Here is a 14,307-nt window from a genome sequence, read left to right as displayed (position 1 = left end):
ACCCCATGAATCGTGCTCTGCGTATTGATAAGTTTACCCTTGCATCCCTGGAAACAGTGTTGCGTGAGTATTATAATCTTGATACTGCTCTGCATTCAATACCTACACTTGCCATGCTCACAGCCGATCCGGAAAAGGTCAAGAAAAAGGGTCAGAGGATCCTTCGACGTCTGGGAGGGGGAGTGAAATGCAAAGGGACTATTGCATTGCAGGCCACGACGTCCCGAGTTGGTGGTGGTGCTATGCCTGAATACGGGCTTGAAAGCTGGGCCCTTGTACTCACTCCCGGGGAAAAAGGAGCCAATGTTCTTGAAAAATCATTTAGAAATCTGGATGTCCCACTTATTCTCCGTATAGAAAACGAAAAAATGATTGTTGATCTCAGAACGATTCTTGAACAGGACATTCCACTGCTGATTGATATATTAGGGCAGTTTCTACAGCAGAGGATTGAAAAATAATGTTTGGATATTCCCAGCATCACCTTTGTAGGAGACTTGAACGACAGGATTTTATACGATTTTCTTTTGAATTCGGGAGGGTTATTCACGAGAATATCCCAACCATCGATGAGCTGGTTTTCCTTGATCCTCCGCAACCGCAGCCTGCCGCATCACTATCGGAAACTAAAAGAGAAAAAGAACTTCGTTTGGGTATGGAAAAAGCTGTGCAGACGGAATCTCCTGTTTTATCAAGAGATATCCTGATCCTTCCCTTTGTCGCTGATGATACGACGGTTATTGCCCAGGTTAAGGGGCTTGATAGGTATCTTGTCAGGAAGATAGGTAAAGACTGGCTGGAAGGACTCTCTTCATTGCTGATCCGGGAATTTCTTCTTGTGAAACGGGCTTGCATTGATTCCCTTACCGGGCTGTTAAGTAGCCTGCACCTTGAGGAATATCTTGATTATGGTGCCAAGGATCGTACCGGGGTTCTCATGTTAGTGACCGTCTATCCAAAGAGTTCCAGTTTCTTTCAGGCAAAAAATTACCAGCATCGTACGGTTTCTTTATTGAGAGCCTTTGTTGACGACCGTTTTCCTCTCTATTACCTGGGACAATCATGTTTTGGAATTCTCTGTGAGAAAAAAGATTCTGTTTTTGCAGCAGAATTTGCCCCGTCACTCGTTAATTTTCTAAAGAGAGAAGGGTGTTATAGGGTTCATGTCGGAAGTGCTGTTTTTGGAGAGATACCCGCCGATAGCGGTTTGTCCCTCTCCCGCTCTGAAGAAATCATGAGGAAAGTATGGGCTGCCCTGCATGTTGCAACTAAGAGAGGGCCCTTTGCTTTTTGTCATTACAGTTCCATTGAAAATGCCGCAAATCATCCTCTGGCACCACCAGCTCAACCACTTGTGCAATGGTTGCAGAAAGCCACCCATAACCTGCAAAAATGTGCTCTTCTTCAGTTTAATACCGAAAATTCCCTGTTTGTTGAAAGTGTTCGCGATTGTGCAGGAGAAGAAGATAGAATTTTTACTGACAAAAAGACGGTGTATCTTTTATTGCCCGACCAGGGGAGAAAAGAGGCTTTAAAAATGGGGGATATGATTCTTCGGCATTTTGATGAAAAAGAGCATAGCGGGACAGCGGTTAATTGCGGAATAAGTTTGTATCCATCTGGGGATTTTAAAAAATCCGAGCTTTTTCTCAACTGCCGTAAGGCTCTCTTGCATTCCCATTTTCTTGATCCGGGAGCCCTGATAATCTGTAATGCTCTGAGTTGCAACATCGCAGGAGATATGTACTACGGAGATGGCGATTTGATGCTTGCCGTGAAGGAGTACAAGCGAGGGTTGATACTTGACCCCGGGGACGGTAACCTGCTGAACAGTCTCGGGGTCTGCTATGCCCAAATGAACCGACACAAGGCTGCTGTAGAGTGTTTTCATAAAGCCTGTAACAGCAAAGAGGATCGGTTCATGGCCCTGTACAATCTTGGTCTTGAGCAACAGATACGAAATGAACATATTGCCGCCATCGATTCTTTCATGAAGGCTCTCGACCTGCCGGAGCAGGTTGGGGAGGAAAAGACACGAAAGGATATAAAATTCCAACTAGGAGTACTTTGTGTCGAAGCACATCGTTACAGAGCTGGCTTTGATCTTTTGCAGGCGTGGTACAAAAATGAGAATGAAGAGGGGAGGGGAGGCAAAGCTCTTCGCTATCTCGGTGAGGCCTGTTTTGGACTTGGTGAGTATCGTGATGCTATGAAATATCTGCAGCAGGCCATGCGTTATAATGAGTATGATGGAGATGTACTAGGCTTGCTTGGTGAAATGTATTTGAAAGAAAATGAGGGGGATGATATTGCCCTTCGCTTTTGTGAAAAGGCTGTGGAGTTGAATCCTGATTCTCTCAAATTAAAGTTACAATTGGCTAAGGCTCAGTTGCAATGTGGCGATTATCTGGGCTGTCGAAGATCCTTGCAACCCTGTCTTCGCAACAAGAAAACCAGACCTGCTGCACTTCTACAGAGAGGATTACTTGCCCACGAACAGGGGCAGAAACGAACTGCTGAAAAGTGGTTTGAAAAGGCCGAGTCATGTCCCGGTCAGATAAGTAATTCTGAAATTAAAAAAACTGCACGGTATTACTTGAATAAATAGGTTGAATGAGGACTACTATGGTTAAAGAGGAACGAAGACGGGTCGCCCGGGAATCAAAATATTGTCTTGATAATGATGTTGTGGGTGATTCCTGGCGGATGTTTCGTATTATGGGGGAATTTGTTGAAGGTTTTGATTCCATGTCGGCAATTAATGTTCCTACGGTGACGATTTACGGTTCGGCGAGAACACCTAAGGAACATCCATGGTATAAACTTACAGAACAAATTGCGGCAGGTCTTGCCCGGGAAGGGTATGGCGTCATTACAGGAGGAGGCCCCGGGCTGATGGAGGCTGCCAATAAGGGAGCAGATGAAGCAGGTGGAATTTCAGTGGGCCTGAATATTGCTCTTCCCCATGAGCAGGAACCCAATCCCTATGCCAATATGTCCATTCAGTTTAAATACTTTTTTGTACGTAAAGTAATGTTTATGAAGTATTCCATGGCATTTATCTGTATGCCTGGTGGCTTTGGATCGCTTGATGAACTGTTTGAATCCCTGACCCTTATTCAGACTCAGCGGATTGAACCCTTCCCGATTATTCTGGTTGGCAGTTCATTTTGGGGAGGATTGATTGACTGGCTCAAAGAACAGTTTCTTAGCAACGGAACCATCAGTAAAACTGATCTGGACCTTATCTATATTATGGATGATCCCTTAGAAGTTGTTGATTTTATAAAACGAAGAATAGTATTGTAAATTAGTACGGAAGAAAATCGAAAAAAATCTGTCTTGTGTATAGTCTTGCATATATCCTGAAGGAGTAAACGTATGGCTCAGATTGACGCGTTTTTTAAGTTGATGAACGATGAAGGTGCCTCGGATTTACATATGGTTGCCGAACAGCAGCCTATTCTGCGAATTCGTGGTGACATGGAACGTGTCAAATTTAAGAAGATGGGAAACGAAGAATTGAAGGCCATGCTCTACGAGATCTGTCCGGAAGATAAGATCAAGATTTTTGAAGAACTTGGCGATGTGGACTTTGGTTATGAAATACCTGGTCTTGCACGTTATCGTTGTAATTATTTCCGTCAGAAATATGGAATTGGTGCTGTCTTTCGTGAAATTCCGAGTGAGATTCTGACCTGTGAACAGCTGGGACTGCCCAAGGTTATTTCTCGTCTTGCCTATCTTCCTAAAGGGCTGGTGCTGGTTACTGGCCCTACAGGGTCAGGTAAATCCACAACACTGGCAGCAGTAATTGATGAAATAAACAGAAATAGAAAAGATCATATCCTGACAATTGAGGATCCTATCGAATTTGTTCATCGTAGTCAAAAGTGTGTTATTAATCATCGCGAAGTCGGGCAGCACACCAAGAGCTTCTCGGCAGCACTTCGTGGAGCATTGCGTGAAGATCCTGATGTCATAATGATTGGTGAGATGCGTGATCTCGAAACCATCTCTCTTGCCATGGAAGCAGCTATGACAGGCCATCTTGTCTTTGGAACCCTCCATACACTGAATGCCATGAAAACCGTTGATCGTGTGGTGGAGATTTTTCCTGCAAACCAGCAGGGGCAGGTTAGGTCAACACTCTCAGATGCCTTGAAGGCCGTTGTCTCCCAGACCTTATTCAAGCGAATAGATGTAAAGGGGCGTTGTGCTGCCCTGGAAGTGCTTATAGCAACTCCTGCGGTACGAAACCTTATCAGAGAAGGGAAAACCTATCAGATTGCCTCAGTTATGCAGACGGGTAAGAAGTATGGAATGCGTACACTCGATGACAGTATCATGGAATATCTGGAAAAACGTCAGATCAGTGCTGATGATGCGTATTCAAACTCAGTTGAAAAAGCAAAATTCTTGAAATTCCTGAAGAAGCCACCGTCTGATTTTACAGAAGTGTAAAAGGTGATTTAAAGGTTGTTGAGTAGTCAATGAAAGAATCTCGAACGGACACAGGGGAGAGACTGGCTGGCAGACCATGCTTTGCCGCCATGGCTGCGACGTATTTTTTAGGAGTATTCAACGATAACTTCTTCAAGCAGGCAGCTCTGCTTCTTGCTGTCACTGCAGGGCTCTCCGGTCTTCAGGGGACCGCTACCATGCTGTTTTCTCTGCCCTTTATTCTTTTTTCTGCTCACGGCGGCTGGCTTGCAGATAGATACCCAAAGCGTCGGGTCATTATCTGGGTGAAAATCCTCGAACTTATTGCCATGATAATAGGTGCATATGGTATTATGACCCTTGATTGGACATGGATACTTTCCATGGTCACCCTTATGGGATTACAATCTACTTTTTTTGGCCCCGCTCTTAACGGTACCATTCCTGAACTTTATCCCACTTGGTATGTTACGAAGGCCAATGCCTTTTTGAAACTGGTCACCACATCGGCCATTCTCCTTGGCATGGCTACTGCTGGAATTGCCCTTGACCAACGGTGGCTGGCAACTGAAATCCCCTTCGGTCGTCTTCTCGTTGGTACCGTTGTGCTTTTTGTCGCCTTTTCCGGGGTGATAAGCTCTTTTTGGATAAAGGGAGTCGCGTCTACGCATAAGCAGATTCCTTTTCCCTGGTCCGGCCCTCTGGTATCGTTTAAAGACAGTATTAATCTGCGTCATGATCCGCCTCTTTTGCTGGCAGTAATTGGAGATAGCTTCTTTTATTTTTTCAGTCTGCTGGCTGTTATGGTGATTAATACCATGGGAATCAGTGAGCTTCAGATGTCTGCTACGGCAACCAGCCTCCTTTCTGTAGCTCTAATGTCAGGAGTATGTATCGGTGCATTGACAGCAGCGCGAATAACGACTCCAGATCGTTGGACTCAGGTTTTGGCCCCTGCAAGTTTTGGCATGGGACTCTGTCTGGTTGTGGCGGGTGCGGTGGCTGGTGCTGATTGTAGTTTTCAGTGGCAGCTTTTGCTGACGTCCCTTGCCGGAGCAGGAATTTGCGGTGGTATTTTTCTTATCCCCCTCACTACTTGTATTCAGGTTCGCCCCGGAGGTCATGAAAAGGGCAAAGTGATTTCTGCTTCCAACTTCTGTTCTTTTTCTGGAATGTTAGTGGCAGGTCAGGTGTTTACCTTTTTTGATCGTCTCTGTATCCCCTCGTCAAATATGCTGTTTCTTGGAGGATTTGGGATGGGAGTTGCTGTTCTGTTTCATGCAGGGGTAAGGCGTCTAAATCGTAATGATGTGTGCATGGAGGGTGATTAAGAAGAGTGAATAAACATAAAGAGGATACAAAGTGAGCGATAATACAGAAAAAGATAAAGAATTTTATGAGATGGCTGATGCCTTTATTGCCGTAGCTAATGGGCAGAGTGGCAAAGTTGAGCAGGGAAAAGTAAGTGCTGCATTTTTGTATGCTGCAGCCCGTTTTAATACTTTCCTTGTTGCATCAGCTTCAGATTCAGCAGAACAATTCTCATCACGTAAAGAAGATGCCATGGAATATTTTGTGGCAGAATACAAGAAAATGCTTGATGAGCATTTTTCTGATTATACTGATAATTTTGATACATATATTGGGAATCCTCAGTACGAAAAATAACACAATGCTGGTGTCGGAACAGAAAACTCTGGTATGATTATGGCTAGTTTGCGTCTGAAATGAAACGATGGATAGTTGTGTTTGCACCATCTGTTCTAATGGTGAGGGCACCGGTTTCTGCAGTATTCAACAGCTGAATATCATTTTCTTTACAATACCTTCTGAGTTGTGGAGAAGGGAACAGTAATGGACGAAAACTTCCTGCAGAGACTACTATGTGCCAAGGATTTACATTCTTCAGGAAAAGTTGTGAGTTTGATGTCTTAGAGCCATGGTGTGGAGACAGTAAAAAGGACGATTGTAACCTGTTCCCCTCGACATTCTCGACAAGTTCTTTTTCAACCTTGCTGCTGATATCTCCCGGAAAGAGACATGATAATTTTTTATTTGATGCCGTGAATTTGAGAATCAGGCTGTCATCATTTGAACTGATTCGATTTCCAGTTGCATAATTTTCACTTTCAGTATGCAAGGGAGATGTGATGTTCTCCAATACTGCCCCTTCTGCTGCAAGCAGTATCTGATTCTCCTCCGGTTTTTTTACCCGTATCTTGAGTTCCTCTGCCAGTGTCAGTAACTCTTGATATGTTTGTTCATGCCCATCGCTTCCATTGATCCAGAGGACTGGCGGTCTGAATCGATTCAGGATAAATGGGATACCGTTGTAATGATCCGAATCCGGATGCGTGATAACAACGGCATCAAGAGTGGTGATTCCCTTGTTCCACAGATAGGGGGCAATGATACTTTCGCCCACGTTGAATTTTTCAGAAGAGCTTCCTCCGCCATCAATAAGTATCCTCCGTCCTCCAGGAAAACTCAAAAAAGTTGAACTGCCCTGGCCAACATCCAAAAATACTAATTCAGATTCTTTAGAGTATTTCGCAAAAAATGACTGTGGTGGAAAAAAGAAAAGGCAACAGACTATACTCAACAGCAACAGACTAGTTTTTCTGAAAAATTTCATAAAGTAAAGGAATAGGGCCAGGTAATAGAGAATAATAAGTGTAGGTGCTGGAGTGGCAAACCAGAGTGTGGAATATTCTTGAGCCGCCAGAAAGTCTGCGATTACTGCAGCTGCGGTAATACCAGTTCCTCCGGTGTGTAAAAGCCATTCTCCAAGAGAGGGACTTATAAAGAGCAACGGAAGGCTGAGTAAGCCGAGGGGGAGAGTCCAGAGGCAGAGCAAAGGTTCTATGAACAGATTGGCTATTGGTCCCACGGTTGAAAGTCGATTGAAACTGTAAATGAGAAGCGGAGCCGTACCGACGGTGGCCACGACTGAGACAAGTGTTGCAGCAGATGTCCATTTAAACAGGACAGTGAAGAAGTTAGTTTTTTTGTCGCTGTTGCCGGCAGTAGTGTCTCGCTGCATAATACTACTGAGTCTTGGAAGTATGAGAATTAATGAGGCAACTGCAGCAAAGGAAAGTTGAAAGGAAACGGTGAACAGTGTTGCCGGATGTATAAGGAGAATCACAAGGGCTGCAAAAGAGAGGGTGGTAAAAGGTGAGCGCTGTCTATGGATGCAGAACGACAGGATGAAAATAACGACCATGATGAGAGAGCGAAGGACGGGAGTCTGAAATCCTGCAAGCAGAGCATAACAAAAAAGTGGCGGGATGGTTGCGAGTAGAGCCATTTTTTTACTAGAGATTCGGAGCATAAGAAAGCTTGAACGTCTCACTAGCCAATAAAATATAGCAAAAAGAACCGATGCTACGATGGACAAATGTAACCCTGAAATTGCTAAAATATGAAAAACACCGGAGGCTTTGAAGGATTCCAATTGTGCCCTGTTGAGACCCGATCTGTCACCAATAAGTAGGGCGCGATACATCGCCGCCTGCTGTGGTGGGAGAATGTTGTCTATTTTCTGTTTAAGTAAAAGGCGCATTCTCTCGGGGAGGTAACGTATGCGGTGAAACAGTGATTGAGTATGATCAAGTGGGTGAATGTGTGCCGGAGAACTGATTCTACCGACAGTTCGAATATTTTTGGCATCGAGAAAGGCGGGATAGTTAAATCCACCCGGGTTGCCGAATCGATAGGGTCTTGAAAGACGGGCTCGAATGACAAGTTCGTCCCCTGGCAGAAATGAGCTTGGCCACGTATCCTTCAGACGCAGTTGGATAAGGCCCTTGACTTGAGAAAAAGCTTTTTCATCCTTGAGCCGTAGATAGTGGCTTTTGATTGTTATGGTACTGCTTTTACCATCAAAGAGGGGCATTGTATGCAGGGTGCCGATAAGAACCGTATCTTCCTCCCCGGTGATGCGGCTGGCGATAGTTGTCTCGTGAAGAGATTGCTTTGCACTGTTTGCTGCATGAAGAAAACCGAGAAGCCCAGCCAGAAGAAGGAGGGCCGGGATACAGATTCTGTGTGTTTTCCGGTGTCCGAATAATAAAATGAGTGAAATCAGAGATGAACAGAGGAGGACGGGGGGGGGAGGTATAGACGGGCACGCATTCTGAAGGATGATTCCTGTAAGAAATGCAAGGCTCAGAGCTATAAGGAGGTAGTGCCTGAGGAGCACCCCAAAACGTTTCACAGCATTTTTTGTATGAGGTTGAGGTGTCGTTTGATAACTCCCTGCTGGCTTTTAACAAATGACTGTGCTGCTTTCCCGGTCTCACGCAACAATCTGCTGTCATCACAGAGTTTACAGAGGATTGTGGTTAGTTCCAGGTGATCTGAAACGGTAAATGCACCGCCTGCCTGGAGGAGCTGTTCACTTACCTCGGAAAAATCTTCCATATGAGGGCCAAAAAGTACGGGTACTGCAAAGATTGAAGGTTCTATGGGGTTGTGCCCGCCCTTTGCTACCAGACTTCCGCCGACAAAGGCAATATCTGCGTGACTGTAAATGGTATTCAACTCACCGATGGTGTCCAGGATAAGAATATCTCGGCCACCTGCATTTATCTGACTGCGACGGTTGGCCTGAAGCTCTAATGCGGCGGCAAGGCTCTGAATTTCTTTTCCACGGGTAGTATGGCGTGGGGCGATGACCATATAGCTTTGAGGATATTTTTCTTTAAACGTTTTAAAACTCTGCAGCAGTATCTCTTCTTCACCTTCGTGGGTAGATCCCGCAACCACTAAAAAGTCGTAGGGTGGCAGGCTAAAAGAGATGTTTTGTTTCCGTGACGATGAGGAATAGAGGGCCGTGTCGTATTTGAGGTTGCCAAGAGTCTCTATCTGTCTGTGATCAACACCCAATGCAATAAGGTTGTCTTTATCATTTTCAGTCTGCATTGAGAGGGTTCTGAAACTGGAAAACAGGGGTATGAAGAAAAACGGGAACCGGTTGTAGGAGTTCATGGATTTTTTTGAAATACGACCATTGACCAGAAGGGAGGGGATACCCTGTTGCTTCAAAGAAGAGAGAATTGCCGGCCAGAAGTCAGTTTCTATCAGAATAAAGAGATCTGGTTGTACCACGCGTATAAATCGATTGACAATGGGGAGAAAATCAAATGGAAACGGAATAAAACGGTCAACTTTATCGTGAAGGAGTTTCTCGGCTACTCCTGAGCCAGATCGAGTTGCAGCCGAAAAGACCAACTCAACGTCGGGCATCTCCCTACGCAGTCCGGAAATCAGCGGAAGCGCCGAGGTGACTTCCCCAACTGACAGCGCATGTATCCATATCGTTTTCCGTTTTTTCTCTTGTTTGGCAGCCTTTAACCCAAGTCCAAAACGCTGCAATGTCCGCATCCGGTACTTGGGGACCAACAGGATAACAGCCATCAGGGGAAGGAATACAAATGGTAACAACAGAAGCTGGAGTAATGTGTAGAGAATTATCATTGGTGCCTGAAACCAGTTAGGTTTGGTTAGGATAAAAAAGTAGTGGTATCCCGGATACGATTATGTGATGAGTCAAGCAGGACAGATATTGCCACTGTGCTGATCTTTCGTAAACAGAAAAAGAGGGAATGACAGGAAAAATTATGTGTTTATTGCCTCCTTGATGACCCGTCCAAGCTGCTCCATTGAATAAGGTTTTTTTATGAACCCCTTGGCTCCGAGCTTCAGGGCCGCTTTAACATCGGTGCTTTCAGAGAAACCACTTGCAATTACTGCCTTTTGTCCGGGATTGCGGCTGAGTATTTCCTTGTATGTCTGGTAGCCATTGATACCGGGTTCCATCAGCATATCAATAAGGAGGAGATCAACGGAGGTGGCCTTAACAAATTCAATAGCGGCCTCTCCACTGGAAACGGAGTCAACAGTGTAGCCAATGGCTTCAAGCATTTTAGCAGCAATATCCCGTAAAACCGGTTCGTCATCGACAATCAGAATATGCTCACCATTACCTATGAAAGGGAAGTCCGTATCTGCGAGATGAAGAGCCTTGTTTTTCTCTTGGCAGATAGGAAACCAGATCTGAAACAAGGTTCCCTTGTCATTGCTTTCAACGAATATTCTGCCACGATGATCCTGTACAGTATTCCAGACTACTGTGAGTCCAAGGCCAGTGCCACTCCTGGCCATGGTCTTCTTCGAGTAAAAAGGCTCAAAAATATGTTCCAGATCTTCCTTGGCGATGCCAGGACCATTATCCTGTACTCCGAGTACTACATATTCGCCTGGTTCAATGTCACTTTCCGAGATCACGTTGCTGTTTCGTATATGGGTACGGGTGGAAATGGTAACGGTACCCGAACCCTCAATTGCCTCTACCCCATTGGTTACGAGATTCATCAGACATTTCTTTATATGAACCTGTGAACAGGAGATAGTGACACCACTGGCGTCGAGTTGATGTTTGATAACTACCTGGGGATGGAGTGATTGTATTTTGGCGCATTCGAGAGAGTCCAGATATTCCACAATCAAAGAGTCAAGTTCATGAATTTCCCTGGTGCTTGCAGCGCCTCTTGCAACGGTGAGCAGATCGTCAACAACTGCTGCGGCACGTTTTCCCGATTCCTGGATGGCTGTAATCTGAGGTCGTAATACATTATCTTCAGGTGAGAGTTTTTCCAGTATTAACTCGGGATACCCGATAATCCCAGCGAGAATATTGTTGAGATCGTGAGCCACACCACCGGCCATCAGACCTATGGATTCCATTCTTTTTGACTGGTTGAGTTCTTTCTCAAGGACAGCTTTTTCTGCCTGTATCTTTTTCAGTTCCGTTATGTTTCGGACAATGTATGTTATTTCATTGTCGCCGCTTTTCACCATTCGGGCTTCAAAATCGAGCAGGCCTTTTTCAGGGATATTAAGCTGATATTCAAAGGTGTGCATTCTTCCTGAGGACAGGGTGCTTTTAAGATTTGTATCTATCAGGGTGGCCAGATCTGGAGGCAGGATCTCTGCGCTGTTTTTACCGATAATACTTTCGGAAGGCTGTATAGAGAGTTCAGAAGGGTCGGCTTTGAAATCTATGTATTCCCCTTGCCTGTTCATCCTGAAGACCAGGTCTGGGATAGCTTCGAGCAGGGCTGTGGCACGGTTTTCACTTTTTCTGAGCTCCTCTTCAGCAGCTTTTCGTTCGGTAATATCGATCAGTGTGCCAACTGAAGCTGGTTTTCCTTCGTGGATAGTTGCCGCACCGAGGGCCATGGCATCAAAAACTTCACCATTACGACGTACGCATTTGACGTCGTAGGGATGCTTCAACTCTCCTGTGGCACGGCGAATGAGATTTTTTTTAACGAAATCCCGTTGTTCAGAAACGACCAGATCAAGTGGAGAAATTTTACCTTCCATCTCTTCAACTGTGTATCCGAACATGCCAGCCAGAGTGGGATTCACATATTGAAAAATAAAATCCTGAATGATGTAAACCCCAATTAGTGTGGAGTCCATGGTGTTGCGATACTTTGCCTCGGTCTGCATAAGTGCCATTTCTTCCCTATGCAGTTTTTGCTGAGTCAGAAGCTTGTCCAGGAACAGCGTGTTGATGTTTCTGGCCATCTGATCAAATTCATGGAATTGGATAGAATTCTGATCGATTGTTTTGTTCATTGAGATGGGTTGATTAAAAAACGAAACAAAGAGATCAATATCTTTATTCAATCGTCGCGTCATCCAGCGGAACGGGAAGAGAAAAAAGGTGAGGATGGCTGCGGTAATGAGCGTTGAAAAAAATACTTTTGTTTTGATCTGCTTGGTAAGCTCGCTTTGCAGCAGAGTAATATCAATTTCCACATCATCAAGATAGAATCCCGCACCAATAAGCCATTGTAAATCGGGGATTCCATAGATAAATGAGGCTTTTGGAGATTCTACATTAATGTTGTTTAATTTTTGGAAGGTGTAGTAGATGAAATCACCGTCGGACGTCAATGCGGCAGCGTGTTCTTTGGAAAAAATGGCTTTCATTTTCTCGGGGAATTTATTGAACACTTCCCAGAGTTTTTGAGATCCTGAGTAGCGTTTTCCGTTTGAGACTAAGGCGTCTCCGTTAAATCTGTTTATAAAAACGTACCCTTCTTTCCCAAATCGTATCCTGCTTATTCTTTCAAGAAGTTCTTCTTTGATCTTTTCTTCCATGTCATCGACATAGAAACCTGCACCGACAAGACAGTTAAAGGGTTCAATTTTGGTGAAAAAAGAAATTTTTCGAAAATATTTTCCTTTTTTGTCCGGTTTCGTCCAGTTGTACTGATACGATCCCTCCCCGGAAGTACGGGCAATGTCTATCATGTCCCGTATCACATATTTGCCATGGCTGTCTTGTATGCCCAGAAGGTTTTTGTTCTCAAGTTCTGGTCTGTGCGCAAAAAGAACTCCAGTGCCATCAAAATCCGTCATAAAGTAATAACCATTTCCGTCGTTGAAACGGACTGGCCGTAGCGCATCAATAATCATTGTCCTTATTTCGGCTCTGTTTTTAACTGCTTTATTTTGTTCGTATATATTGTGCGCTATGGCAGAGGCTTCGTGGACTCTTGATTTTAGGAGTTTTTTAGTAAGGGCAACACTTTGCTCTTTGTCGTGAGAAATTAATTGAACAACCTTAAGGACCTCTTGTCTCACAGTCTGTTTTTGACTGTCGATATAATCTGCCCGCATTTTTTCAGAGTTAAGTTTAAAGCTTCGATATGATACGAAAATATCAATGGCTGTTATACTCAGAGCTATTCCAAGGAGTAAGAGGATACCCCATAATTGGAAGAGCTTTGTGAAGTGATATTTTTGTTTCATTCTGTGCCTTTCGGGTCAGGGGAGGCGTTGAAATAGAAGGTTAGGGATTAAGAATCCATGTATTTCAGTGTACTGAATGAGGTTGGGGAAAGTCAAAGAAGATTTAAGAAAATGTATAGAATAGTTACATCTTAAGAAGATGTTATTTCCTTGTTTTATGAATCAAATACCTACCATTCGTTTCACTGAATGGATATGATACAGAGAGTATAGAGATATTTTATGCAATCAATAAATTGTAAAATGGAGTTTGTTCATGCGATTTCTTAGGGCAGATCATCTGCATGTAAAAGCAATTTTTTTTGCAGGGGTCGTTTTGTTGTTTGCTGCTGAGTGCAGGGCAGAAAGTGTTGAGGATGTAATAAAGAAAGTGGTTGATAATCTTAACGGAAAGAGCGCGGTCATGGAGATCAGTATGACTGTAAAAACACGACGCACCGAGAGAACGATGAAGATGGAGAGCTATTCCATTGGTCAGAAAAAATCGTTTATCAAGGTATTGTATCCAGGAAAAGATGCTGGAATAACCTTTCTTAAGGTTGATAACAGTATGTGGCAATATGTGCCACGCATCGAGAAAGTAATAAAAATTCCCGCATCCATGATGCTGCAAAGCTGGATGGGGAGTGATTTCAGCAATGACGATCTGGTGAAGGAAAGTTCTTTATATGATGACTACAACCACTCACTGATCTCGGAGACTGACAGGGAATATATTGTGGATCTGCACCCAAAACCTGATGCTGCTGTGGTGTGGGGGAAAATTCGTATGTCAGTTTCCAAGGAATATTACCTCCCGACGAAGGTTCTTTATTTTGGTGAGGAGTTAAATCTTGTTCGGGAACTTGTATATAAAGACGTGCAACCCTATGGAGACCGTTTTTATCCGGCACTCTGGATTATGACACCGAAAAGTGCTGATAAAGAGGGCCACGAAACCCGCATCAGCGTCTCCAGTGCTGTGTTCGACAGTGAGGTTGATGAGGACTATTTCACTAAGCGTGCCTTAAAACGATTCTCAAAATAAGCTCT

10 protein-coding genes (1 of these 10 only partly in view) are annotated in these 14,307 nt (G+C 44.2%); 7 read left to right on the top strand and 3 right to left on the bottom strand.

The genetic code is table 11. The features are described 5' to 3' along the window. The 6 genes from selA to UWK_RS16410 form a co-directional block, all read left to right on the top strand. On the top strand, positions 1-461 hold the end of the coding sequence (gene selA / locus UWK_RS16435) for an L-seryl-tRNA(Sec) selenium transferase (RefSeq protein ID WP_041916456.1). It extends 952 nt beyond the left edge of the window; 461 of the gene's 1,413 nt are visible here — the last part of the coding sequence; its start codon lies beyond the left edge, outside the window; the stop codon is at positions 459-461. Next, positions 461-2,608 (top strand): tetratricopeptide repeat protein, encoded by a 2,148-nt coding sequence (locus tag UWK_RS16430; protein WP_015405523.1) that lies wholly within the window; start codon positions 461-463, stop codon positions 2,606-2,608. The genes selA and UWK_RS16430 overlap by 1 nt, the downstream gene beginning before the upstream one ends. Positions 2,609-2,625: 17 nt before the next feature. After that, complete coding sequence (locus UWK_RS16425) at positions 2,626-3,309, top strand: LOG family protein (protein ID WP_015405522.1); 684 nt, start codon at positions 2,626-2,628, stop codon at positions 3,307-3,309. 72 nt (positions 3,310-3,381) lie between these two features. Continuing rightward, positions 3,382-4,464: a type IV pilus twitching motility protein PilT gene (locus UWK_RS16420; protein WP_015405521.1), complete on the top strand. Its 1,083-nt coding sequence runs from the start codon at positions 3,382-3,384 to the stop codon at positions 4,462-4,464. Positions 4,465-4,493: 29 nt separating this feature from the next. Continuing rightward, positions 4,494-5,774, top strand: a complete 1,281-nt coding sequence (locus UWK_RS16415; RefSeq protein WP_015405520.1) for an MFS transporter — start codon at positions 4,494-4,496, stop codon at positions 5,772-5,774. 31 nt (positions 5,775-5,805) lie between these two features. Beyond that, the gene (locus UWK_RS16410) at positions 5,806-6,111 is read left to right on the top strand and encodes a DUF3144 domain-containing protein (RefSeq protein ID WP_015405519.1); all 306 of its coding nucleotides are present in this window, start codon (positions 5,806-5,808) and stop codon (positions 6,109-6,111) included. Between the two features lie 43 nt (positions 6,112-6,154). On the opposite strand, the gene UWK_RS16405 is transcribed toward UWK_RS16410, so the two are convergent. The 3 genes from UWK_RS16405 to UWK_RS16395 all read right to left on the bottom strand — a co-directional run bounded on the left by UWK_RS16405 (position 6,155) and on the right by UWK_RS16395 (position 13,275). Next, a complete protein-coding gene (locus UWK_RS16405; protein WP_015405518.1) occupies positions 6,155-8,662 on the bottom strand; it encodes a DNA internalization-related competence protein ComEC/Rec2 in 2,508 nt (835 codons plus the stop codon). Then, the gene (locus UWK_RS16400; RefSeq protein ID WP_015405517.1) at positions 8,659-9,924 is read right to left on the bottom strand and encodes a 3-deoxy-D-manno-octulosonic acid transferase; all 1,266 of its coding nucleotides are present in this window, start codon (positions 9,922-9,924) and stop codon (positions 8,659-8,661) included. The genes UWK_RS16405 and UWK_RS16400 overlap by 4 nt, the downstream gene beginning before the upstream one ends. Positions 9,925-10,065: 141 nt before the next feature. Then, positions 10,066-13,275, bottom strand: coding sequence for a cache domain-containing protein (locus tag UWK_RS16395; RefSeq protein WP_015405516.1), 3,210 nt, complete (start codon positions 13,273-13,275; stop codon positions 10,066-10,068). A gap of 256 nt (positions 13,276-13,531) precedes the next feature. Here UWK_RS16395 and UWK_RS16390 point away from each other — a divergent pair, with 256 nt between their 5' ends. Beyond that, positions 13,532-14,302 (top strand): outer membrane lipoprotein-sorting protein, encoded by a 771-nt coding sequence (locus tag UWK_RS16390; protein WP_015405515.1) that lies wholly within the window; start codon positions 13,532-13,534, stop codon positions 14,300-14,302. Positions 14,303-14,307 lie beyond the last annotated feature (5 nt).

The sequence above is a fragment of the Desulfocapsa sulfexigens DSM 10523 genome (genome assembly GCF_000341395.1).
Classification (GTDB): domain Bacteria; phylum Desulfobacterota; class Desulfobulbia; order Desulfobulbales; family Desulfocapsaceae; genus Desulfocapsa; species Desulfocapsa sulfexigens.
Note: the sequence above shows the minus strand (reverse complement) of the source record. Positions and strands in the feature narration are given on the sequence as shown.